The following is a 23,452-nucleotide window of genomic DNA, read 5'->3' on the forward strand; positions in this document are numbered from 1 at the left end:
CCATCGAGCCACGAGACGAGCCACCGACAGGCTTGGTCTGCACCCGGCCTGTGGACAGCGCCCGAGCAGGCGCGGCGGGGGACGGCTGGCGGCCCTCAATCAGCGTTCGAGCGGTGAGCAGGACATGTTCTCCGGCGCGAAAACGTGTCTCACGCACCGCTCGGGCGGCGGCGAGCGAGCGGGCGTCAGCTCCGCCGGCGGAGGAGGGCGACGAGCCCGAGCATCGCGGCGGCGCCGGCTGCGAAGGCGGCCTTCGGGGAGGAGGCAGGAGAGGAGGAGGCAGCCGAGGCGGAGCGTACGCCGGGCGCTGCCGCGGCGAGGTCGATGCGGGGTCCCTCGGGCATCTGGTCGGCGACCCGGTTCGCGTCGCGGAGGGCGCGCGCCTCGGGCGAGGTGTGGGCCCACGCAGCGGAGAGGACGACGACGCGGGAGGTGTAGTTGATCCACACCATCAGGATGAGCGCGATGCCGAAGGCCTGGAACGCCTCGGAGTTGGCCGTGGCCTTGAGCAGGAAGGTGGAGAGCTGCTTGAGGACCTCGAACACGACGGCCCCCAGGAACGAGCCGGACCACAGCGACCGGCTGGGGGTGTTCGGCTGCGCGAGCAGGCGGAAGAAGGCGAAGAAGAGCAGTGTGCTGGCCGCCAGGCCCAGGCACAGGGCCAGCACCCAGAGGAAGCCCTCCGCGACCACGCCCAGGTCGAGCGCCTCCATGATCGGGGTAAGCACCTTGGTCGCGACGCCGGACACCGCCACGCTCGCGACGAGCACCGAGCCGAGCGCCATGAGGGCGAGCACGTCGCGCAGCTTGCCGACGAGGAAGCTGGGCTGCTCGCGCTCGGGCTCCTCGAAGATCGCCATCAGCGCGGAGCGCATGCCCGAGAGCCACCCCAGGCCGGAGTAGAGGGTGAGGACGATGCCGACGCTGAAGATCCCTGGGGCCGCGGCCTGCAGGGTATCGAGCGGGACCCCGCTCTCGCCGCCGACGAGGCCGGGGAGGACGGAGTTGGCCGCGTCGACCAGGGTGTCCTGGGCGTCCTCGTAGACCTTCGTGACCTGGCCGAAGATCGCGAAGGCGAGCGCGAGGATCGGGAAGAACGACAGGAAGGCGAAATAGGTCACCGCGGCCGCGAGCGCGCTGCCGTTGACCTGTCCGTAGTGCTCCAGGGCGCGCACGAGGTGGTCGACGACCGGACGCCGCTCGCGGAGGTCGGAGACGCGCTGCTTCACGCTGTCGAGGACGGACACCCGGTCAGCCCAGCGCGAAGTGGTCGGTGGCCCGCCAGCCGGTGTCGGAGTCGTGGACGTAGAGGCTGAACTCGCCGACGGAGAAGCGGCACTCGAACTCGGCGAGCTCCGCGAACGCCCGGTCGAGCGTCTGGTCGTCGAGGTGGTGGGCGATGGTGACGTGCGGGTGGTAGGGGTAGTGCAGCTCGACCTCGAGCGGCCCCTGTCGTACGGCGCCCGCGAGCACCTCGCAGCCCGAGATCCCCTCGGCCAGGGTGACGAACACGACCGGCGAGACCGGGCGGAACGTGCCGGTGCCGCGCAGGTGGATGTCGAACCGCGGGACGGAGGACGCCGCCTCGGTCAGGTGCGCGCACACGGCCTGGAGGTCGGCGCCCGGCACCTCGGTCGGCGGCACCAGAGTGATGTGGGTGGGGATCTGCGTCGCCGTCGTGTCGCCGACGCTGGTCCGGTAGTCCTGGAGCTCGCTCGCCCAGGGCTCGGGAATCGCGATCGCTACTCCGATGGTGGGCACCTCCGAAACCCTACAGAACCCGATCGCGGCGCCGATCGCCCCCGTGAAAGGATCGACCGCGTGAGTGACACCTTCCGCGCCGCACAGGCTCGCAGCGACGCCATCGAGGAGCAGATGGCGAAGGACCCGGCCTCGCTGCGCATGCTGACCGGGGACCGTCCGACCGGGGCGTTGCACATCGGCCACTACTTCGGCTCGATCCGCAACCGCCTCCGCCTCCAGGACAGCGGCGCCGAGATCTGGCAGCTGATCGCGGACTACCAGGTGATCACCGACCGCGAGGTCGCCGGCGACATCGCCGGCAACGTGCGCAACCTGCTGGTCGACAACATCGCCGCGGGCCTCGACCCCGAGAAGGCGACGATCTTCACGCACTCCTCGGTGCCCGCGCTCAACCAGCTGATGCTGCCGTTCCTCAGCCTGGTCAGCGTGGCCGAGCTGCAGCGCAACCCCACCGTCAAGGACGAGGCCAAGTCGGCGGGCATCACCTCGATCGGTGGGCTGCTGCTCACCTACCCCGTCCACCAGGCCGCGGACATCCTGTTCTGCAAGGCCAACGTCGTCCCCGTCGGTCGCGACCAGCTCCCCCACCTCGAGCAGACCCGTGTCGTCGCGCGCCGCTTCAACGACAGGTACGCCGCCGTGTTCCCGGAGCCGGGTGCGCTGCTGTCCGAGGCGCCGCTGATCCTCGGCACCGACGGCACCAAGATGAGCAAGTCCAAGGGCAACGTGGTCGAGCTGCGGATGACCGCCGACGAGACCGCCAAGAAGCTCAAGGGCGCCAAGACCGACAGCGACCGGGTCATCACCTATGACCCCGACGCCCGGCCCGAGGTCGCCAACCTGCTGACCCTCATCGGCCTCTGCGAGGGCGTCGACCCGGCGGCGGTCGCCGAGGAGATCGGCGACGGCGGCGGCGGCGCGCTCAAGGGTCGCCTGACCGACGCCATCAACACCGAGCTCGCCCCGCTCCGCGCCCGACGCGCCGAGCTCGAGGCCGATCCCGGCTACCTCGACGAGGTCCTCCGCCGCGGCAACGCCAAGGCCAACGAGGTCGCCGAGGCGACCCTCGACGAGGTCCGCGCGGCGATGGGCATGGTCTACGGCTGGGCCTGACGGCGTGACGCAGGTCACACTGACGAGCGATGTGACACCAGTAGGTTCCCCTCATCGGCTGGTCCGGGTCCAGCCCAGGAGGGAACCGCCATGCACGTCACCGCGCTCTGCCGCGCGAGCACTTTGCTCGTCGCCCCGCTCGCCGTCCTGCTCACCGCCACGATCGGCGCCGCGGTCGGTACGACGCCGGCGCACGCCGTCGTCGACGAGCCGCCCCGGCCCGCGTTCTACGCGGCCCCCGCGACCCTGCCCAGCGGCAACGGGGCCGTCATCCGCAGCGAGCGGATGACGTTCCTGCTCGACCCGCTCGACGCGACGAGCCTGGTCCGCAACGCCCAGCGGGTGCTCTACACGACCACCAACCGCCGCGGCACGGCCATCGCCGTCTCCGGCACCGTCCTGGTGCCCAGCTCGCCATGGGTCGGCGTCGGCTCGCGGCCGGTCATCGGCTACGCGCCGGGCACGCAGGGCATGGCCGACCGGTGCGCCCCCTCCCGCCAGTTCTCGGAGGGCATCGAGTACGAGGGCATCGGCATCGAGGGCCTGCTGCTGCGCGGCTACGCGGTGGCGATGCCCGACTACGAGGGTCTCGGCACCGGCGGCATCCACACCTACATGGACCGGGTCTCGCAGGGTCGCGCCACGCTGGACGTCGTACGCGCTGCGCAGCGCCTGACCGGCACCGGGCTCAGCAGCACCAGCCCGGTCGGCCTGATGGGCTACTCCCAGGGCGGTGGTGCGGCCGCGTCCGCCGTCGAGCTCGCCCCCACCTACRCCCCCGACCTCCGGGTGCGCGGCGCGGTCGTCGGCGCGGTGCCGGCCGACCTCGCCAAGGTGGCCACCAACCTCGACGGCGGGCTGTTCTCGGCGTTCGCCTTCTTCGCCCTCCGCGGACTGGCCGCCAGCCACGACGTCGACCTGACGCCGTACCTCAACGCCGCCGGCCGCGCGGCGATGGACGGTGTCGAGCAGGACTGTGTCTTCGACCTGCTCGACAACGCCTTCGTGCGGTCCTCGACGTTGAGCGCGGACGGCCGGCCGATGTCGGAGCTGATGAAGCAGGAGCCGTTCGCCTCGATCATCGAGTCGCAGCGCATCGGCACCATCAGGCCGAGGGTGCCGGTGCTGGTCACCCACTCCGCACTGGACGACACCATCCCCTACGGCGTCGGCCGGGCGATGGCGCGATCGTGGTGCGCTGCCGGGGCCGACGTCCGCTTCTCGACCAACGTCGCGCCGCTCCACGTCGGCGGCATGGTGCCGCACCTGGCCGAGGCGCTGCCGTTCTTCGAGGCCCGCTTCGCCGGCCTGCCCCAGATCGGCAACTGCTGGTCGCTCTGAGGCTCAGGCCGGCCGGCTCACACGGCCCAGCCGACGTTCTCGGCGACCAGGTCGGCCGCGGGGTAGATGCCCTTCAGCTCCTCGCGTCGCCTCAGCAGGTCGACCACCGCTCCCACGTTGCGGTCGGCCAGCTGGCGGCGGCGCTCCATCTGGCGCGCGATCTTGTCCTCGTCCATGACTCCCCCATCCGGAGATCCTGTGGCGGCTGACCCGCCCTTCATGGATTGGATCGTTACAAGCCTGGGCTACGCAACAGTTCCGCCCGTGTTAACACCACGCAACATCGTCGGAAAAGGCGTGCACGGTTCTGCGCGCAAGGCAGCGCAGATCAGGCGAATACGGCGTCCCGCTGGCGCACGTGGAGCGCGGCCGAGAGCAGCAGGATGGCCACCCCGGCGATGGAGAGGCCGAGCCCGACGAGGGCCGGGGCGCGGAGTCCCCAGCCCGCGGCGATGACGAGCCCCCCGAGCCACGCGCCGAGCGCGTTGGCGATGTTGAGCGAGGCATGGTTCATCGCGGCGCCGAGGGTCTGGGCGTCGCCGGCCACGTCCATCAGCCGCAGCTGGAGGTTGACGACCAGCACCGAGCCGAGCGTCGTGATGAGGAAGACGACGGGCAGGGCGGCCCAGCCGTGCGGGGCGGCGACCCAGAAGGCCAGCATCGTGGCGGCCATGCCGACGCCGCCGATGATGAGCGAGCGGAAGATCGACCAGTCGGCCATGATCCCGGCGAGCCCGGTGCCGGCGACCATGCCGAGGCCGAACGCCAGCAGGAAGACCGCGACCGACCGCTCCCCCAGTCCGGCGACGTCGGTGACGACGGGCGCGATGTAGGAGTAGACGGCGAACATGCCGCCGAAGCCGACAGCGCCGGCCAGCAGGGTCAGCCACACCTGCGGCACCCGGAACGCCGACAGCTCGCGGCGACCGCTCGCCCCGGGGTCTCCGGGGCAGGACGGCACGAACCACACGACGAGGGCGAGGGTCACCACCGCGAGTCCGCCGGCGGCCCAGTAGGCGGCACGCCAGCCCAGCTCCTGGCCGAGCACCGTGGCGGCGGGTACGCCGATCACGTTGGCGACCGAGAGCCCGAGCATCACCAAGGCAACCGCGCGGCCCTTGCGCGAGGGCCGGGCCATGCTCGCCGCCACGAGGGAGGCGACCCCGAAGTAGGCGCCGTGCGGCAGCCCGGCGGCGAAGCGGGCCACCATCAGCTGCTCGTAGGAGTTCGCGAGCGCGCTCAGGCCGTTGCCGACCGCGAAGGCAGCCATCAGGGCCACCAGGAGGCCGCGCCGCGGGAGACGGGCGCCGAGGAAGGCCAGCACCGGCGCGCCGACGACCACCCCGACGGCGTACGCCGAGATGACGTGGCCGCCGGTCGGGATCGAGACGTCGACGCCGCTGGAGATCTGCGGCAGCAGCCCCATCGTGACGAACTCGGTGGTGCCGATGGCGAAGCCGCCCATCGCGAGCGCGAGCACCGCCAGGCCGAAGTGGCGGGCGGTCACCGACGGGACGTCGAGGTCGGCCGACAAGGGGTCGGCGGGCAGGGCAGAGGTCTCGGCGGTCGTCGTCATCACCTGGCGCAAGGAGGGACGGAGCCGGTTTTGTTCCCTTGGCACCGTCGGCCACGGCGTTTCGTGGGCGGGATCACTCCGCCCACGGGGGCAGGAGGTTGCCGAGGACCAGCCAGACCGAGGAGAGCAGGGGCGCGCGCGGCAGCCCCTGCTCTCCCGTGGTCATGTCGCCGTCGTGCGTGCGCTCAGCCCAGCGAGGCGATGGCCTCGTTGAACGTGGCGGACGGCCGCATCACCGCGGCGGCCTTCTCGGCGTCGGGGCGGAAGTAGCCGCCGACGTCGGCCGGCTTGCCCTGCACGGCGAGCAGCTCCTCGACGATCACCTTCTCGTTGTCGCGCAGGGTGCTCGCGAGCGAGGCGAACGCGGCCGCGAGGTCGGCGTCCTCGGTCTGCTTCGCGAGCTCCTCGGCCCAGTAGAGGGCGAGGTAGAAGTGCGAGCCGCGGTTGTCGATCGTGCCGAGCTTGCGCCCCGGCGAGCGGTCCTCGTTGAGGAACGTCTCGGTGGCCCTGTCGAGGGTGTCGCCCAGGATCCGGGCGCGCGCGTTGTCGTCGTAGCCGGCGAGGTGCTCGAGCGAGGCGGCCAGGGCGAAGAACTCACCGAGGCTGTCCCAGCGGAGGTAGTCCTCCTTGACCAGCTGCTGCACGTGCTTGGGCGCCGAGCCGCCGGCGCCGGTCTCGAAGAGGCCACCGCCGTTCATCAGCGGGACGATCGAGAGCATCTTGGCGCTGGTGCCGAGCTCGAGGATCGGGAACAGGTCGGTGTTGTAGTCGCGCAGCACGTTGCCGGTCACCGAGATGGTGTCCTCGCCGCGGCGGATCCGCTCGAGGGAGTACGTCGTCGCCTCGGCCGGCGCCATCACCTGGATGTCGAGCCCGTCGGTGTCGTGCTCCTTCAGGTATTCCGTCACGAGCGCGATGAGGTTGGCGTCGTGCGCTCGCGTCTCGTCGAGCCAGAAGATCGCCGGCGTCTCGCTGGCGCGGGCCCGGGTCACGGCGAGCTTGACCCAGTCGCGGATCGAGGCGTCCTTGGTCTGGCAGGCGCGCCAGATGTCACCGGCCTCGACGTCGTGCGACATCAGCACCTCGCCGGCGGCGTTGCGGACCTCGACCTTGCCGGCGGCGGGAACCTCGAAGGTCTTGTCGTGGGAGCCGTACTCCTCGGCCGCCTTCGCCATCAGACCGACATTGGGCACGGAGCCCATCGTGGACGGGTCGAGGGCACCGTTGGTCCGGCAGTCGTCGATCGCCGCCTGGTAGACGCCGGCGTAGGAGGAGTCCGGGATGACGGCGAGGGTGTCCTGCTGCTCGCCGTCGGCGTTCCACATCTGGCCCGACGTGCGGATCATCGCCGGCATCGAGGCGTCGATGATGACGTCGGACGGGACGTGCAGGTTGGTGATGCCGCGGTCGGAGTCGACCATCGCGAGCGACGGCCCGTCGGCCAGGCCCTTCTCGAAGGCGGCCTTGATCTGCGCACCGCCCTCGACCTTGTCGAGGCCCGACAGGATCGCGCCGAGGCCGTCGTTGGCGGACAGGCCGGCCGCGGCGAGCTGCTCGCCGTACTGGGCGAAGACGTCGGCGAAGTAGGCGCGCACGACGTGGCCGAAGATGATCGGGTCGGAGACCTTCATCATCGTGGCCTTGAGGTGGGCGGAGAACAGGACGCCGTCGGCCTTGGCCTTGGCCACCTGCTGCTCGAGGAACTCGTCGAGGTGGGCCGCGCTCATGAAGGTCGCGTCGACGACCTCGCCCTCGAGGACCTCCAGGCCCTCCTTGAGGACCGTCTCCTGGCCGTCGCTGCCGACGTGGACGATCGAGAGGGTGTCGTCGGACGGGAGGACCACGGACTTCTCGTTGCTGCGGAAGTCGTCGTGGCCCATCGTCGCGACGGACGTCCTGGACTCGCTGCTCCACGCGCCCATCGAGTGGGGGTGGGCCTTCGCGTAGTTCTTGACCGAGGCGGGCGCCCGGCGGTCGGAGTTGCCCTCGCGCAGCACCGGGTTGACCGCGGACCCCTTGACCTTGTCGTAGCGGGCGCGGGTCTCGCGCTCCTCGTCGGTCTGCGGGTTCTCCGGGTAGTCGGGCAGGTCGTAGCCCTGCGACTGCAGCTCGGCGATCGTCGCCTTGAGCTGCGGGATCGAGGCGGAGATGTTGGGGAGCTTGATGATGTTGGCCTCGGGCCGCGTCGCCAGCTCGCCGAGCTCGGCCAGCGCGTCGTCGAGGCGCTGCTCGTCGGTGAGGCGGTCGGGGAACTGGGCGATCACGCGGCCGGCCAGCGAGATGTCACGGGTCTCGACGTCCACACCGGCGGTCTTCGCGTAGGCGGCGATGATCGGCAGGAACGAGTACGTCGCGAGCAGCGGCGCCTCGTCGGTGTGGGTGTAGATGATCTTGGCCATGGGTACGACAGCTCCTGTAGATCGCGATCTCATCCGGGCATAACTCTTGACGTCAAGATACCTGACGCCGGTGACGGGTGGCGACTCGCCTACCCTCGCACCCCTCCTGTCACGCCGCTAGGCTTCGCGTGGCCTACGAGGGGTACGGCCACCTTGACTCTGGAGGGACTCGCGATGAGCGACACCGTCGAAGACACACCGACCACCGGGCAGAAGTTCACCGCAGAGGTTCTGGGCACCTTCGTGCTGGTCTTCTTCGGCTGCGGCGCTGCCGTCTACAGCGGTGGCGACCTCGTCGCGACGGCGCTGGCCTTCGGTCTCACCGTGCTGGTGATGGCCTACGCCGTGGGTCGCATCTCCGGCGGTCACTTCAACCCGGCCGTGACGCTGGGCGCCGTCCTGAGCGGGCGCCTGCCGTGGAGCCAGGTCGGCATCTACATGGCCGCGCAGCTGCTCGGCGCCCTGCTCGCCGGCGCCGTGCTCTTCGGGCTCGGCCACGGCTTCGAGGGCTTCGTCGCCGAGGGCAACATGGGCCAGAACTTCTTCGGCGACCAGGGGTCCGGCTTCGCCTGGTGGGCGGCCCTGCTGCTCGAGCTGCTGATGACCGCCGTCTTCGTGTGGGTCATCCTCTCCGTCACCGACGCGCGCAACGAGGTCAACGTCGCGCTCGGCCCGCTCGCGATCGGCCTGTCGCTCGCGATGTTCCACCTCCTCGCGATCCCGCTGACCGGCACCTCGGTGAACCCGGCCCGCTCGATCGGCGTCGGCGTCTTCGCCGGCACCGACGCGATCGTCCAGCTGTGGCTCTTCGTGCTCGCACCGTTCCTCGGCGCCGCGATCGCCGGACTCACCTACCCGGTCCTCTTCGGCCACGGCGCTGCGCCGGTGGCCGGCTCGGGCCTCAACTTCGGCGGCGGCCGGAAGGACCAGTTCGTGCCGGGCAACTACGAGGCGCAGTGGAACCAGGGCCAGCCGGCCAGCTGGGGACAGCCCGGGGCCGCGTGGGGCGCTCCCCCGCAGCAGGAGTGGGGCCAGCCGGATCCCTACCAGCAGCCGCAGCAGCAGCAGCCCGACCCGGCCTACGGCGCACCGCAGCAGCAGCCCGGCCAGTGGGGCCAGCCGGCCCCGCAGCAGCCGGCCCAGCCCGCTCAGCCGCAGCCCGGCCAGCCCGGCCAGTGGGGCGCGCCCCAGCAGCCCAATCAGCAGCCCGGTCAGCAGCCCGGCCAGCCCGGCCACTGGGGCAACCCCGACGGCGACGACGACGGCCGCACACAGGTGCGACGCCCCGACTGAGGCAGGGCTGAGGCAGGACTGAGGCAGGACTGAGGCCCGTCTGACCGGCTAGCCCTGGACCAGCTGGGCGGTCCAGCCGGCGTCGAGGTCCTCGAGCCCCACGAGGCCGACACCCTTCTCGTACACCGTGCGGGTCGTGGTGTCGGCCTCGTTGCGCAGCTGCACCAGCTCGCTGGACTGGTCGTCGATGGTCGCGCTCGCGCGCGGCAGCCCGGGGACGTCGTACGACAGCCAGCCGTCGCCGAGCCGCGGGTCGGCGGGCATCGCGAGCCCCGCCTCCGCACCGTCCTCACCCGCCCGCCAGGACGCGTCGTCGGTCTCCGAGCCGACCAGCCAGACGTTGCCGGCCTCGTCCTGGGCGTAGAGGCGGGTCGCGACGCTCGCCGTCCCGCCGCCGAGGTCCGTCGTGGTCTGCACGGCCGTGGCCTCCAGGCCCGCGACCGGCACCGTGCCGTCCTGCACCTCGACGTCGATGCGACCGCGCGTGCCGGCGTCCTCGGTGACGTCGTACGTCCAGCGCGTCCCCGGCGCGAGGGCGAGCCAGGGGTTGTCGACACCCTCGACGAAGTCGGCGGGCGCCGGCGTCGGCGTCGGGATCACGAGGCCGTTGATGCCCGGGGAGTCGTACGGCGCGGGCTGGCCGATGCCCGCGCACCCGGTGAGGCCGAGGGCGAGCCCGGCTGCCAGCGCAGCCGCCGTCCGCGGACGGCGTACGCCTCGGAGCCCCCTCGTCATGGGCGCCAGCATGCCAGCCGTAGACCAGAGGCCGGCGGCGGATCCGGCGCTGCTAGCGTCAGCCGGACAGACGTCCCGCCTCCCGCACACCTCACGAGGAGTACCACCGTGACCTCCGAACCCCTCAAGGTCGCCGTCACCGGCGCCGCCGGCCAGATCGGCTACAGCCTGCTCTTCCGCCTCGCCAGCGGCGCGCTGGCCGCGGACCGCCCGATCGAGCTGCGACTGCTCGAGATCGAGCCCGCCCTCAAGGCGCTCGAGGGCGTCGTCATGGAGCTCGACGACTGCGCGTTCCCGAACCTCGCCGGCGTCCAGATCGGCTCGGACGCGGAGAAGATATTCGACGGCGTCAACCTCGCCCTCCTCGTCGGCGCGCGTCCGCGCGGCCCCGGCATGGAGCGCGGCGACCTGCTCTCGGCCAACGGTGCGATCTTCACCGCGCAGGGCAAGGCCCTCAACGCGGTCGCGGCCGACGACGTGCGCATCGGTGTCACCGGCAACCCGGCCAACACCAACGCCCTCATCGCGATGACCAACGCGCCCGACATCCCGCGCGAGCGCTTCTCGGCGCTGACCCGCCTCGACCACAACCGCGCGATCAGCCAGCTCGCGGCCAAGACCGGCGCGCCCGTCACCGACATCACCAGGATGACGATCTGGGGCAACCACTCCGCCACCCAGTACCCCGACCTCTTCCACGCCGAGGTCAAGGGCCAGAACGCCGCCGAGCTCGTCGGCGACCAGACCTGGCTGGAGAACGACTTCATCCCGACCGTCGCCAAGCGCGGCGCCGCGATCATCGACGCCCGTGGCTCGTCCTCGGCCGCCTCGGCCGCGTCCGCCACGATCGACGCCGCCCGCGACTGGCTGTTCGGCTCGGCGAAGGACGACTGGGTGTCGATGGCTGTCGTCTCCAACGGCGAGTACGGCGTCCCCGAGGGCCTGATCTCCTCGTTCCCGGTCACCACCTCGGGCGGCGACTGGTCGATCGTCGAGGGCCTCGAGATCGACGACTTCTCCCGCGCCCGCATCGACGCCTCGACCGCCGAGCTCGCCGACGAGCGCACGGCTGTCACCGAGCTCGGCCTGATCTGAGCAACGACGAAGGGCCGGACCCRACGGGTCCGGCCCTTCGTGCTGTCTAGAAGCCGCCGGGCTGGTCGGGGATCGAGCCCGCGAGGAAGATCAGCGACCCGCCGAGCACGATGAGGATGGCCGCGTCGAGGACCTTGTGGCGTACGGCGAGCATGCCGGCGTCGCGTCGGCGCAGCACCAGCCGCACGGCGGCGGCGAAGATCAGCGCCCCGCCCATCAGCCGGACGCCGCTGCGCCACTCGTCGAGCGCCACGACGACCATCGCCACGGCGACGACGCCCAGGACGAGGAGGTAGAACGCGCCCCCGATCGTCGAGGGGTAGCGGCGCGGCTCGTCGGGGTCCTCCGGCGGTGGTTCCGCCGAGACCGGGGGGACCGAGTCGGGCGGCTCGGGAGGTTCGACCGGCGGGTCGGAGTGGTCGGGTTCGGCCATGTCAGGACCGGACGGACCTCTCGGCGATCTCGACGATGTTGGTCAGCAGCATCGCGCGGGTCATCGGCCCGACGCCCTTCGGGTTGGGCGAGACCCACCCCGCGACGTCCCACACGTCGGGGTGCACGTCGCCGGTCACCTTGCCGTCCACGCGCGAGACGCCGACGTCGAGCACGGCCGCGCCGGGCTTGACCATGTCGGCGGTGATGATGCCCGGCACGCCGGCGGCCGCCACGACGATGTCGGCGGTGCGGACGTGCGCGGCGAGGTCGCGGGTGCCGGTGTGGCACAGCGTGACGGTGGCGTTCTCGGAGCGACGGGTCAGCAGCAGGCCGAGCGGGCGGCCGACGGTGATCCCGCGGCCCACGACGACGACCTCGGCGCCGGCGATCTCGACGCCGTGACGGCGCAGCAGCTCGATGGAGCCGACCGGGGTGCAGGGCAGCGGTCCGGCCTCGCCGAGCACGAGCTTGCCGAGGTTGACCGGGTGCAACCCGTCGACGTCCTTGTCCGGGTCGACCCGCGAGAGCAGGGCGAACTCGTCCAGCCCGGTCGGCTGCTGGACGATGAAGCCGGTGCAGGCGTCGTCGGCGTTGAGCTCGTCGATGACGGCCTCCACCTCGGCCTGGGTGGCCGAGGTGGGCAGGTCGCGGCGGATCGAGGTGATGCCGATCTCCGCGCAGTCCTTGTGCTTGGCACCGACGTACCAGTGCGAGCCGGGGTCGTCACCCACGAGCACGGTGCCCAGGCCGGGGACGACGCCCCGCTCGCGCAGGGCGGCGACGCGCTCGGCGAGCTCGGCCTTGATGGTCCGCAGCGTGGCTGCTCCGTCGAGGGTCTGTGCGGTCACGCGGTCATCCTAGGGATCGGAGGTGGGGCTGGGGTGGCTGGTCAGGACGATCGGGTCTCGGTACGCGCCGTCGCGACCTCCTTCGTCGGTCGCGGGCGCACTCGACCTCTTCACTCGCGGAGTCGCTTCGCTCCTCCTAGTGAAAGAAGTGCCGCGCGCCGGTGAGGTACATCGTGACGCCGGCGGCCTCGCAGGCCGCGACGACCTCGGCGTCGCGCACCGAGCCGCCGGGCTGGACGATCGCCTTCACACCGGCGTCGATGAGGATCTGCGGGCCGTCGGCGAAGGGGAAGAACGCGTCGGAGGCGGCGACCGCGGACGAGGCCCGCTCCCCCGCCCGCTCGACGGCGAGGCGGCAGGAGTCGACGCGGTTGACCTGGCCCATGCCGACGCCGACGGAGGCGCGGCCGGCGGCGAGCAGGATCGCGTTCGACTTCACGGCGCGGCAGGCGCGCCACGCGAACGCCAGGTCGGCCAGCACCTCGTCGGAGGCGGCCTCCCCGGTCGCGAGGGTCCAGGTGGAGGGGTCGTCGCCCTCGGCGGAGATGACGTCGCGCTGCTGCAGCAGCAGCCCGCCGGAGATCGACCGCACCTCGGCGCCACCGCGGGCGAGCGGCGGGCACTCGAGGATGCGGATGTTCTTCTTGGCCTGCAGGACCTCGATCGCACCGTCCTCGTAGCCCGGTGCGACGACGACCTCGGTGAAGATCTCGGCCACCTGCTCGGCCATCGCGACGGAGACCGGGACGTTGGTGGCGATGACGCCGCCGAAGGCGCTGACCGGATCGCACTCGTGGGCCTTGCGGTGCGCGTCGGCCACGTCGTCGCCGACGGCGATGCCGCACGGGTTGGCGTGCTTGATGATCGCCACGGCCGGCTCGTCGAAGTCGTACGCCGCCCGGCGGGCCGCGTCGGCGTCGACGTAGTTGTTGTAGGACATCTCCTTGCCGTGGTGCTGCCTCGCCTGGGCGAGACCGGGACCCTCGGGCAGGTAGCCGTTGCTGTAGAGGGCGGCGGACTGGTGCGGGTTCTCGCCGTAGCGCAGCACCGCCTCCTTGTTCCACGTGGCGCCCATCCACGCCGGGAAGCCGGACCCCTCGCTGCTGTCGGTGAGCACGTTGCCCATCCACGATGCGACGTGGACGTCGTAGGTCGCGGTGTGCACGAACGCCTCGGCGGCGAGGCGCTGCCGCTCGGCGAGCGTGAACCCGCCGGCGGTGACGGCGGCCAGCACCGCGTCGTACGTCGCGGGCGAGGTGACGATGGCGACGCTCGGGTGGTTCTTGGCCGCGGCGCGCACCATCGAGGGCCCGCCGATGTCGATCTGCTCGACGCACTCGTCGGGACCGGCACCCGAGGCGACGGTCTGGGTGAAGGGGTAGAGGTTGCTCACCACGAGGTCGAACGGCTCGACGCCGAGCTCCTCGAGCTGCGCCACGTGGGACTCGAGGCGGCGGTCGGCCAGGATCCCGGCGTGCACGCGCGGGTGCAGCGTCTTGACGCGGCCGTCGAGGCACTCGGGGAACCCGGTGAGGTCCTCCACCTTGGTGACGGGCAGGTCGAGCGACTCGATGAGCGCGGCGGACCCGCCGGTGGAGACGAGCTCGACGCCGGCCGCGTGCAGGCCGCGGACCAGGTCGTCGAGACCGGCCTTGTCGTAGACGGAGACGAGCGCGCGCTTGATGGCGATCTGGTCGGGGGTGCGGTCAGCAGAGGTCGGGGACACGGGACTCCTCGGTTGCGAACGAGTGCGAGGGCACCCAGGCGTTCGATGCTCTCGCGCGTCACTCCCTGGTGGTGGCCCACCTGCGCCAGTCGTGTGGCGCCAGACTACCGAGCAGCGGCGCCGATGCGAACCCGGCGGCCCTCCACCGCGATCCCCTCGCGGGCGATGCGACCCACGGCGTCGACCAGCATCGCGCGCTCGGCGGTCTTGATCCGCTCGTGCAGCGACGCGACGTCGTCGTCCTCGGCGACCACCACGGGCACCTGCGCCACGATCGGTCCGGTGTCGACGCCCGCGTCCACCACGAACAGGGTCGCGCCGGTGACCTTGACGCCGTGCTCGAGGGCGTCGCGCGGGCCGTGCATCCCGGGGAACGCCGGGCACAGCGCCGGGTGGGTGTTGAGGGTGAGGAACCGGTCGAGGAACTCGGTCGACAGCAGCTTCATGAAGCCCGCCGAGACCACGAGGTCGGGCTCGAAGCGCTCCACGACCGTCGCCAGCGAGGCGTCCCAGCCCTCACGGGTCTCGAAGTCCGACACCTGGCGCACGAAGGTCGGGATCCCGGCGCGCTCGGCGCGGGCGAGGCCCTCGATGTCCTCGCGGTCGGCGCCGACCGCGACGACCCGGGCGCCGTACGACGGATCGGCGCACGCGTCGAGCAGGGCCTGCAGGTTGGTGCCGGATCCCGAGACGAGGACGACGAGGCGGGTGGGCTGGTGCACGCGCGGAAGTCTAGGGCGTGGTCTAGGCGCGATGGGACGGAGCGCCTGCGTGCGTCCGCTCGCGGAGGAGACGGCCGACGACCAGCGCCGCGATCGCCGTGGTCACCGGGACCGCGGCGATGATCCCGAGCCCGCCGACGAGCCCGCGGACCACCTCCTGCGCGACCACCTCCTGGCTGACCGCGACCCCGAAGGGCAGCGACAGCGCGGAGAAGACCAACATCAGCGGCAGCGTGGCGCCGACGTAGGCCAGCACGAGGGTGTTGACGGTGGACGCGGCGTGCGAGCGCCCGATGCGCATCGCGCGGGTGAAGAGCGAGCGCGTGGTGGCGTCGGGGTCGACGTCGGCGAGCTCCCACACCGCCCACGTCTGGGTGACGGTGACGTCGTCGAGGACGCCGAGGGCACCGATGACGAGGCCGGCGAGCAGCAGGCCGCGGAGGTCGACCTGGGCGGCGATGCCGGAGATGTACTGGCTGCCTTCGTCGACGAGCCCGGTGAAGTGGCCGACCTCGGTGAACACCCACCCGACGCCGCCGATCACCACGAGCGACACCAGGGTCCCGAGCATCGCGACCGTCGTGCGGACGGTGAAGCCGTGCGAGAGGTAGAGCGTGACCAGCATGATCGAGGCCGCGGTCGTGACCGCGACGAGGAGCGGCGAGGCGCCCTCCATGATCGCGGGGAGCGTGAACCCCGCGATGAGGATCAGGGAGTACGCCAGGCTGGCGAGGGCACCGATGCCACGCCAGCGCGACAGCGCGAGGACGGCCACCGCGAACAGGATCAGCAGCACGAGCAGGGGTGGGCCGCGGTCGAAGTCCTGGAAGGCGTACTGCTCGCCGTCGGGCGCCTGCTCGGTGAACGACACGATGATGCGGTCCCCCGCCACCACCTCGGGCGCCTGCGACCCGTAGGGCAGCAGCGCCTCCGCCTCGCCGGGGGCGCCCGGACCGCTGAGCAGCTCGACCTGGGCGAGCTGGCAGCCCTCGACCTGCTGGCGGCACGGCCCGACCGACTGCACCTCGGCGGTGCCGCGCTCGACGTCGACCCCCGGACCGCTGACCTCCAGGTCGCCGTCGGGCCAGAGCGTGACGAGCCCGACCAGCGTCGCCAGCACGAGCGGCGCCACCAGCGCCGCCATCAGCACCCTGATCTGCCGCGGCGCGGGCCCGAGGGACGGGCGCTCGCCGTGGCTGTGTCCAGCCCCCACCGATCAGTCCTCGGCGGGCGAGTCGGGACCGGGGCCCTCCTCGGGCGCGACGGACCGGGCCGCGCGCCACGCGAACCAGGCCAGCACGGATGCGCCGAGGAGCGCACCGATGCCGCACGCGGTGACCGAGTGGACCAGGACGTCACGGGTGAAGGGACCCACGAACCGCATGCGGCCAGGACCGGCGGCACCACCCGACAGCGAGGCGAGGAGCGCGAACCCGACGCCGGCCGCCAGCCCGCCGCCGCACCCGGCGAGGGCGATCCGGTCCCAGGTCAGGGGTCGGCCGCGGAGCACGCGGTGCGCCGAGAGGGCAGCGACCAGCGGCGGGAGGACCATGAGGGCGCCCATCCAGCCGGGAGGTGTGCCGACCGCCGGCAGCGCTGCGAACAGCGGGACGACCGGCAGCGGGCCGAGCACGACCGCGCCCGGCGACACGAGGGTCGCGCCACCGACGGCGAACCCGGGCCCGAGGAGCCACGACCCGGCGAACAGGGCGGCGTTGGGGGCGTAGGCGGCGTTGACGAGGGCGTAGAGACCGGCCTCCGACGGGCTGAGGTGCAGCCGCGAGGTCATCGTCGCGGCCTCGCCGAAGGAGGCGACGAAGGAGACGAGGAAGATCAGGGCGGAGACGGCCAGCAACCGCGCGAGCACGGAGCCGGCGACCGCGGCGCCCGCCCGGACGGAGGCCGGGAGGAAGGCCGCCCAGATCGCCGCGCGGCCCGAACCGACCGCGATGGCCGGCGCGGCGACGAACGCCGTCAGGAGCACGGTCCAGCCGAGCACCCGCGGCAACGAGGGGTCGGCCGTGCTGCCGGCGGCGAGGGTCGCGACGACCACGGCCACGACGGCGTAGGCCGCGAAGAACAGGGCGACTGCGGTGGGCACGGTGAAGTCGCGCTCGCCGTCGGAGATCCGGTCGGCGTCGGGGCCGTGACCGGAGACCGAGTCACCGACGCGGTGCCCGAGCCGCCACATCGACCACGCTGCGACGGCCGTGACGCCGAGCGGGACGATCGTGACCCGTGCGCCCATGACGGTGACGCCGGAGCCGTGACCGGCCAGCCAGGCGAGGGCGCCCACGCGCATGCCGTCGCGGGGCACGCCGTGGACGCCGGCGTCGGAGGCGAACCAGCCGATGACCCCGATCGCCAGCAGCACGACGAGGGGGCCCAGCGCCGCGAGCGCGCCGCCGAGGGTCGCGATCAGCACCAGCGGACGCGGCCGGGGAGCCTCGGTCCGCGCATGGTCGGGTCGGGTCAGGAGCGACGTCATGGCCGCCCCATCATCACCCGACCCCCGGGGCAGATCGCGCTCCCACGCCGCCCGTCCCCACCGCGTCGACCCGGGGCAGGGATGTGCGCCGCAACGCCCCCTCCCGTACCGTGGAGCGGTCATGAGGAGCCCCGAGACCTTCGACGCCTACTACGTCGAGACCCGCACCCGTCTCCTGCACGAGGCGTACGCCCTCACCGGCGACGCGCCGGCCTCCCGGGCCGCCGTCCGCGACGCCTTCGTGGTCGCCTGGCACCGCTGGCGCAAGGTCGGGCAGCTCGAGGACCGCGACGGCTACGTCCGCCCGCTGGCCCTCGGTCGCGCCCGCCGGCGGCACACCGCCCGCATCTGGCACCGCGACAAGTCGCTCGACCCCGAGGTGCGCAGCACCCTCGACGCACTCTCCAAGCTCACCGCGCGGCAGCGCGAGCTGCTCGTCCTCAACGGCATCTCCGCGCTCTCCCTCGGCGAGGTGGCCCGCACCGTCGGCCTCCCCCGCGCCGACGCCGAGCGTGAGCTCCAGACCGCGAGCTCGCAGTTCTCGCTGCATAGGGACGCCCAGACCACCGACATCCCGCGGCTGCTCCACGCCCTCAACGGCCCGCTCGAGGACATCCGCTGGCCCCGCGCCACGGTCATCCGTCGCGCTGGCGCCGCGCGACGTCGCACGCACACCGTGATCGGGGCCGGCCTCGCCACCGCCGCGCTGCTGGCCTCCGGCTCCCTGGTCGCCACCGGCGCCGGCGCCGAGCCCACGAGCCTGCGGGAGGAGAAGGCCACGCCCGGCGTCACGGTGCACGCACCCGTCGACGACGACGCAGGCGCCGAGATGATCAGCGCCGACTCGCTGCTCTCCCAGGACCAGCTCACGCGCTACGGGTCCGGGCTCGACTGGACCGAGACCGCGACCACCGACAACCTCGACGGCGACGGCCTGCTGGCGCCGTGCCAGCGCGAGCGGTTCGCGGACCCCGACGGCGTCACCGCCCTCGCCCGCACCTGGGAGGGCACCGAGACCCGCGTCGAGCGGAAGAAGGTCGGCAAGGGCGACGGACAGCGCACCCGCAAGCGGGACGTGACCGACGTGCGGGCGACCGCCGTCCAGATGGTCGAGATGTCGCGCAACGAGCGTCAGGCGGCGCAGGGCTTCGAGACCGCGTCGCTGTGGTTCGCCGGATGCATCGACCCGCGCACCCAGCTCATGGGCACCCGCACCGTGAAGCGCGTCGGCGACGAGGCACGCGTCTTCCGGCTGCGGTCCTGGGGCAAGCAGCCGGCCACCCTCACCGTCGGCACGGCCCGCACCGGCAGCCTCGTGGTCACCCAGGTCGTGCGCAGCCGCGGCCGGGCCGTCCCCGACAAGGCGGTGCTGACCGGGCTCTCCGCCGCCGTCAACGGCGTGTGCGGGTCCGAGGGCGCCGGCGCGTGCGCTGGCCGCGCGCGGGACAACGCCACCCCGCCGCTCGGGATCGGTACGCCGCCGGGCCTGCTCTCGGTGGTCGACCTGCCGCCGGTCGCCGCCGTCCGCGGCCCCTGGGTCGGCACGGAGCCCGAGCGGGCGCGCAACAACTACGCCGCCACCCGCTGCGACCGGACCACGTTCCAGGGCAAGGGCATCAGCAAGGCGTTGACCCGCACCTTCCTCTTCCCCGAGACGGCGAACGCCAACCAGCTCGGCCTCACCCAGACCGTCGGGGCGATGAAGCCAGGCCGGGCCGGCACCTTCGTCGACCAGGTCCGCGACCGCATCCGCCAGTGCGGGCAGGCCAACCTCGGCACCAACGTGACCCAGCTGGCCTCGTCGTCCTCGAAGTCCGGCGACCTGAGCGTGTGGGCGCTGACGTTCGAGATCAACGACAGCCAGTCGTTCCCGTTCCTGATGGCGATCGTGCGCGACGGCGGTGCCGTCTCCCAGCTCGGTTTCGCCCCCGACCGCACCATGACGATGTCGCGCGACGACTTCGTCGCCCTCGCCCGGCGCGTGGCGGAGCGGCTCGGACCGCTCGATCCCTCGAGCTGAGCCCCGAGTCCGGGGCTGACGCAACCTTTTCGCCCTTTCGGGTGTCTCACCGGTCATGAGGCACCGCGCACGGCTCGTCACCGCCGCGCTGGCCTGCACCCTCGCGCTCGCCGCCGGGTGCGGGGACCAGTCGGCGGGCGGACCGACGACAGGTGGCTCCTCGGACGGCTCCGTCGCGTCGGCGAGCGACGGGACGAACCCGGGCACCGCGATCCCCGACGACTTCCCGCTGTCCTCGGGCATGGGCGGTCCCGCCGACACCGTCCCGACCTCCCGGAGCGGCACCGGCCTGCGTGACCTCGAGCTGTGCGGCACTTCCCCGCTGCGCGGACTGGGCACCCGTGACCGGATGGTGGCCGACAACAGCGGCGGCGAGTCCGCCGACACCCGCGAGCTGCTGGTCCTCGGGGCTCCCGACGACGCGCGCCGCCTCGCCGCCCGCCTGGCCGGCCTCGTCGCGGACTGCGCCGAGCCCGACGCCAGCCGCGACATGGAGACCCGCACCGAGCTGCTGGCGTCGCCGTTCGGTCCCGGGCCGGCCACCACGCTGCTGCAGACCTACAGCTTCGACGGTGAGCCCGGCACAGGAGCGACCATCGTGCACGTGGTGCCCGTCGGAGCCGCGCTCCTCGTCACGTCGACGTACGGGCGGTGGACCCGCGAGCGCGCCCGCGACGCCGTCGACGCGACCGTCGCGCCGCTGCGGAGCACGGTCGACGCACTGGCGATGTTCGGGGAGCTCCCGTCGGCCACGCCGGTCCCGACCGAGGCACCGACCGAGACGCCGAGCACGACTCCGACCGAGCCCCCCTCCGAGTCCCCCACCACGCCGTCACCATCCGCTCCCCCGTCCTCCCCGCCTTCACCCGCGCCATCGGCGCCGCCGTCGTCGACTCCGACGACCGACCCGACCGGGACACCCGAGACCCCTGAGCCCACCGAGGCCCCCGAGCCCACCGAGATCCCGGCGGACTTCCCGCTCGACGTCGGCCTGCCCGAGGACGGCGGCGACAACGCCGTCACGTCACCCACGGACGACGTGGGCATGGACCCGGTCGAGATGTGCGGCCGCGACGTCTGGCCTGCCGCCGACGCGGCGAGCACCCGCCACCTCCACTCCTTCGTGCTCGGCCCGGAGTACTACGACGGGCGCGAGCTCGTCGTCCACGCCGACGCCGGCGCGGCAGTGGAGGCCATGACGGAGGTCCGTAGGGCCGCCCGCGACTGCCGGCGCTCCGGCAACCAGGTGTGGACCGTCCTGCCCCGCGACACCGGCTACGACACGGTGACGATGGGCCTGACGTACGCCGACGGGCTCGGCAGCTCGGTCTTCCAGGTGACCCGCGTCGGTTCGGCACGACTGATGGTCCAGACGTACGGTGAGGGCTCGCTCGCGTCACTGGACCGACAGGCCGACGAGGTCACGGGGACCACCAACCAGATCGTCCAGTCGATGTGCGCGTTCACGAAAACGGGGTGCTAGAACCATGTCCATTCCATCGACGCTGGCCAGCTCGGCCTGCCCGACCCTGCCGTCCCCGCGACGGCTGACCGCCGTCGCGCCGGTGCGCCTGCTGGGCGCCCACGTCGTGTGGCGTCTGCTGTGGGAGGCCCACCCCCCGACCCGCCACGACCGGCACGCGAAATCCACGACGGCCCCGCAGGTGGACCTGCGAGGCCGTCTGGAAAGTGCTCTGGACCAGAGCGCCTGAGGACTAGATCTCCTTCAGGACGGCCCGCATCAGCTCAGCGGTCTCCGACGGCGTCTTGCCGACCTTGACCCCGGCGGCCTCGAGGGCCTCCTTCTTCGCCTGGGCGGTGCCCGAGGAGCCCGACACGATGGCGCCGGCGTGGCCCATGGTCTTGCCCTCGGGAGCGGTGAAGCCGGCGACGTAGCCGACGACCGGCTTGGTCACGTGCTCCTTGATGTAGGCCGCGGCCCGCTCCTCGGCGTCTCCGCCGATCTCGCCGATCATCACGATCGCCTTGGTCTCCGGGTCGTTCTCGAAGGCCTCGAGCGCGTCGATGTGGGTGGTGCCGATGATCGGGTCACCGCCGATGCCGATCGCGGTGGTGAAGCCGTAGTCCTTCAGCTCGTACATCATCTGGTAGGTCAGCGTGCCCGACTTCGACACGAGGCCGATGGGGCCCTTGCCCGCGATGGTGTGCGGGGTGATGCCGGCCAGCGACTCCTCCGGCGTGATGATGCCGGGGCAGTTGGGGCCGATCATCCGGGTGGACTTGCCCTCGAGGTACTGCACGATCTCGGCGGTGTCGAGGACGGGGACGCCCTCGGTGATCACGACGAGGAGCGGGATCTCGGCGTCGATGGCCTCGATCGCGGCGTCCTTGGTGAACGCGGGCGGGACGAAGGCGACGGACACGTTGGCGCCGGTCTCCTTCATGGCCTCCTCGACGGTGCCGAAGACGGGGAGCTCCTTGCCGCCCAGCTCGACCTTCGTGCCGGCCTTGCGGGCGTTGACGCCGCCGACGATGTTGGCGCCCGACTCGACCATGAGGGTGGTGTGCTTGGCACCCATGCCGCCCGTCATGCCCTGGACGATGATCTTGGAGTCCTTGTTGAGGTAGATGCTCATCTGTTCAGTTCTCTCTCTCAGGCCTGGTGGGCGAGCTCGGCGGCCTTGTCGGCCGCGCCGTCCATCGTGTCGACCTGGGTGACCAGCGGGTGGTTGAGCTCGTCGAGGATGCGACGACCCTCCTCGACGTTGTTGCCGTCGAGGCGGACGACGAGGGGCTTGGAGGCCTCGTCGCCGAGGATCTCCAGCGCACCCTTGATGCCGTTGGCGACCTCGTCGCAGGCGGTGATGCCACCGAAGACGTTGACGAAGACGCTCTTGACCTGCTCGTCGTTGAGGATCACGTCGAGGCCGTCGGCCATCACCTGGGCGTTGGCGCCGCCGCCGATGTCGAGGAAGTTGGCGGGCTTCACGCCGCCGTGCGCCTCACCGGCGTACGCGACGACGTCGAGGGTGCTCATCACGAGACCCGCGCCGTTGCCGATGATGCCGACCTGGCCGTCGAGCTTGACGTAGTTGAGGCCCTTGTCCTTGGCCTTCGCCTCGAGCGGGTCGGCCTCCTCGCGGATCTCGAACTGCTCGTGGTCGGGGTGGCGGACCTCGGAGGCGTTGTCGTCGAGCGACACCTTGCCGTCGAGCGCCTCGAGCTTGTCGCCCTCCAGGCGCGCGAGCGGGTTGACCTCGACGAGGGTGGCGTCCTCCTCGACGTAGACCTTCCACAGCTTCTGGACCATCTCGATGGCCTGGTCGCGCAGCGCGGCGGGGAACTTGGCCTCGTCGACGATCGCGGCAGCCTTCTCCGGCGTCACGCCCTCGAGGGCGTCGATGCGGATCTGCTTGACGGCGTCGGGGTTGGTCTTGGCGACCTCCTCGATCTCCACGCCGCCCTCGACCGATGCGATGCACAGGTGCGAGCGGTTGGATCGGTCGAGCAGGAAGGAGAAGTAGTACTCCTCCACCGGCGGCGTCGCCGGCGTCACCAGGACGCGGTTGACGCGCAGGCCCTTGATCTCCATGCCGATGATGTCGCGGGCGTAGGACTCGGCCTCGTCAGCGGTCCTGGCGATCTTCACGCCGCCGGCCTTGCCACGGCCGCCGGCCTTGACCTGGGCCTTGACGACGGTCACGCCGCCCATCTCCTCGGCGGCGGCTCGCGCGGCCTCCGGGGTCTCGGCGACGACACCCAGGGTGGTCGCTACTCCATGCTTGGCGAAAAGCTCCTTCGCCTGAAACTCCATCAGGTCCACGAGAGTGACCATTCCTTTTCGTCTGCGAACAGTGCGGGGGAAATCCCTCTCGGCACCCTAGACCTCCGAGCGGGGTCGGGCGAGATCGGGTGAGCGTGGTGGTGCTCACTCCC

Annotated in this window: 20 protein-coding genes and 1 riboswitch; of the genes, 6 read left to right on the plus strand and 14 right to left on the minus strand. The window is 72.0% G+C overall.

The features are described from left to right. Positions 1 to 185: 185 nt before the first annotated feature. Together AC1DP1_RS09410 and AC1DP1_RS09415 are read right to left on the minus strand one after the other, a co-directional pair. Positions 186 to 1,247 carry a YihY/virulence factor BrkB family protein gene (locus AC1DP1_RS09410; protein ID WP_477506643.1) on the minus strand — a complete coding sequence of 354 codons (1,062 nt, stop codon included), beginning with the start codon at positions 1,245 to 1,247 and terminating at the stop codon, positions 186 to 188. Between the two features lie 4 nt (positions 1,248 to 1,251). Next, positions 1,252 to 1,761: a 2'-5' RNA ligase family protein gene (locus AC1DP1_RS09415; RefSeq protein WP_477506644.1), complete on the minus strand. Its 510-nt coding sequence runs from the start codon at positions 1,759 to 1,761 to the stop codon at positions 1,252 to 1,254. A gap of 51 nt (positions 1,762 to 1,812) precedes the next feature. Between AC1DP1_RS09415 and trpS the strand changes: the two genes are divergently transcribed. Together trpS and AC1DP1_RS09425 are read left to right on the plus strand one after the other, a co-directional pair. Further along, positions 1,813 to 2,877 carry a tryptophan--tRNA ligase gene (trpS, locus tag AC1DP1_RS09420; RefSeq protein ID WP_457186214.1) on the plus strand — a complete coding sequence of 355 codons (1,065 nt, stop codon included), beginning with the start codon at positions 1,813 to 1,815 and terminating at the stop codon, positions 2,875 to 2,877. A gap of 90 nt (positions 2,878 to 2,967) precedes the next feature. Continuing rightward, positions 2,968 to 4,218, plus strand: a complete 1,251-nt coding sequence (locus AC1DP1_RS09425) for a lipase family protein (RefSeq protein ID WP_477506645.1) — start codon at positions 2,968 to 2,970, stop codon at positions 4,216 to 4,218. A 17-nt stretch (positions 4,219 to 4,235) separates the two neighbouring features. Here the strand turns inward: AC1DP1_RS09425 and AC1DP1_RS09430 are convergent, their stop codons facing one another. The 3 genes from AC1DP1_RS09430 to AC1DP1_RS09440 form a co-directional block, all read right to left on the minus strand. Next, positions 4,236 to 4,394, minus strand: a complete 159-nt coding sequence (locus AC1DP1_RS09430; RefSeq protein WP_300050248.1) for a hypothetical protein — start codon at positions 4,392 to 4,394, stop codon at positions 4,236 to 4,238. A 152-nt stretch (positions 4,395 to 4,546) separates the two neighbouring features. Next, positions 4,547 to 5,794 (minus strand): MFS transporter, encoded by a 1,248-nt coding sequence (locus AC1DP1_RS09435; protein WP_477506646.1) that lies wholly within the window; start codon positions 5,792 to 5,794, stop codon positions 4,547 to 4,549. Between the two features lie 185 nt (positions 5,795 to 5,979). Beyond that, complete coding sequence (locus tag AC1DP1_RS09440; protein ID WP_477506647.1) at positions 5,980 to 8,193, minus strand: NADP-dependent isocitrate dehydrogenase; 2,214 nt, start codon at positions 8,191 to 8,193, stop codon at positions 5,980 to 5,982. A 174-nt stretch (positions 8,194 to 8,367) separates the two neighbouring features. On the opposite strand from AC1DP1_RS09440, the gene AC1DP1_RS09445 reads away from it, so the two are divergent. Then, entirely contained in the window at positions 8,368 to 9,486 is a 1,119-nt protein-coding gene (locus AC1DP1_RS09445) for an aquaporin (RefSeq protein ID WP_477506648.1), read from the plus strand. Between the two features lie 48 nt (positions 9,487 to 9,534). Here AC1DP1_RS09445 and AC1DP1_RS09450 read toward each other — a convergent pair whose 3' ends face one another. Then, the gene (locus AC1DP1_RS09450; protein ID WP_477506649.1) at positions 9,535 to 10,221 is read right to left on the minus strand and encodes a hypothetical protein; all 687 of its coding nucleotides are present in this window, start codon (positions 10,219 to 10,221) and stop codon (positions 9,535 to 9,537) included. Positions 10,222 to 10,329: 108 nt separating this feature from the next. Here AC1DP1_RS09450 and AC1DP1_RS09455 point away from each other — a divergent pair, with 108 nt between their 5' ends. Next, positions 10,330 to 11,316, plus strand: coding sequence for a malate dehydrogenase (locus AC1DP1_RS09455; protein WP_477506650.1), 987 nt, complete (start codon positions 10,330 to 10,332; stop codon positions 11,314 to 11,316). Between the two features lie 46 nt (positions 11,317 to 11,362). On the opposite strand, the gene AC1DP1_RS09460 is transcribed toward AC1DP1_RS09455, so the two are convergent. From AC1DP1_RS09460 to AC1DP1_RS09485, 6 genes are all read right to left on the minus strand, one after another. Beyond that, positions 11,363 to 11,749 (minus strand): DUF3017 domain-containing protein, encoded by a 387-nt coding sequence (locus AC1DP1_RS09460; protein ID WP_457185969.1) that lies wholly within the window; start codon positions 11,747 to 11,749, stop codon positions 11,363 to 11,365. A 1-nt stretch (position 11,750) separates the two neighbouring features. Then, a complete protein-coding gene (locus tag AC1DP1_RS09465) occupies positions 11,751 to 12,599 on the minus strand; it encodes a bifunctional methylenetetrahydrofolate dehydrogenase/methenyltetrahydrofolate cyclohydrolase (protein WP_457185967.1) in 849 nt (282 codons plus the stop codon). A gap of 136 nt (positions 12,600 to 12,735) precedes the next feature. Continuing rightward, positions 12,736 to 14,325, minus strand: coding sequence for a bifunctional phosphoribosylaminoimidazolecarboxamide formyltransferase/IMP cyclohydrolase (gene purH / locus AC1DP1_RS09470; RefSeq protein ID WP_477506651.1), 1,590 nt, complete (start codon positions 14,323 to 14,325; stop codon positions 12,736 to 12,738). Positions 14,326 to 14,350: 25 nt separating this feature from the next. Next, positions 14,351 to 14,428, minus strand: a riboswitch (ZMP/ZTP riboswitch). Position 14,429: 1 nt separating this feature from the next. Beyond that, complete coding sequence (gene purN / locus AC1DP1_RS09475; protein WP_477506652.1) at positions 14,430 to 15,047, minus strand: phosphoribosylglycinamide formyltransferase; 618 nt, start codon at positions 15,045 to 15,047, stop codon at positions 14,430 to 14,432. A 22-nt stretch (positions 15,048 to 15,069) separates the two neighbouring features. Then, positions 15,070 to 16,260 carry a YibE/F family protein gene (locus AC1DP1_RS09480; RefSeq protein ID WP_457185961.1) on the minus strand — a complete coding sequence of 397 codons (1,191 nt, stop codon included), beginning with the start codon at positions 16,258 to 16,260 and terminating at the stop codon, positions 15,070 to 15,072. A 3-nt stretch (positions 16,261 to 16,263) separates the two neighbouring features. Beyond that, positions 16,264 to 17,535 carry a cell division protein PerM gene (locus tag AC1DP1_RS09485; protein WP_477506653.1) on the minus strand — a complete coding sequence of 424 codons (1,272 nt, stop codon included), beginning with the start codon at positions 17,533 to 17,535 and terminating at the stop codon, positions 16,264 to 16,266. Between the two features lie 121 nt (positions 17,536 to 17,656). Here AC1DP1_RS09485 and AC1DP1_RS09490 point away from each other — a divergent pair, with 121 nt between their 5' ends. Both AC1DP1_RS09490 and AC1DP1_RS09495 read left to right on the plus strand, forming a co-directional pair. Beyond that, positions 17,657 to 19,555, plus strand: a complete 1,899-nt coding sequence (locus AC1DP1_RS09490; protein ID WP_477506654.1) for a SigE family RNA polymerase sigma factor — start codon at positions 17,657 to 17,659, stop codon at positions 19,553 to 19,555. A gap of 55 nt (positions 19,556 to 19,610) precedes the next feature. Beyond that, entirely contained in the window at positions 19,611 to 21,038 is a 1,428-nt protein-coding gene (locus tag AC1DP1_RS09495) for a hypothetical protein (RefSeq protein WP_477506655.1), read from the plus strand. Between the two features lie 232 nt (positions 21,039 to 21,270). Here the strand turns inward: AC1DP1_RS09495 and sucD are convergent, their stop codons facing one another. Together sucD and sucC are read right to left on the minus strand one after the other, a co-directional pair. Next, complete coding sequence (gene sucD, locus AC1DP1_RS09500; protein ID WP_457185952.1) at positions 21,271 to 22,152, minus strand: succinate--CoA ligase subunit alpha; 882 nt, start codon at positions 22,150 to 22,152, stop codon at positions 21,271 to 21,273. Positions 22,153 to 22,169: 17 nt separating this feature from the next. Next, positions 22,170 to 23,339 carry an ADP-forming succinate--CoA ligase subunit beta gene (gene sucC / locus AC1DP1_RS09505; protein WP_477506709.1) on the minus strand — a complete coding sequence of 390 codons (1,170 nt, stop codon included), beginning with the start codon at positions 23,337 to 23,339 and terminating at the stop codon, positions 22,170 to 22,172. Positions 23,340 to 23,452: the final 113 nt, after the last annotated feature.

The sequence above is a fragment of the Nocardioides sp. P4_G10 genome (assembly GCF_056401175.1).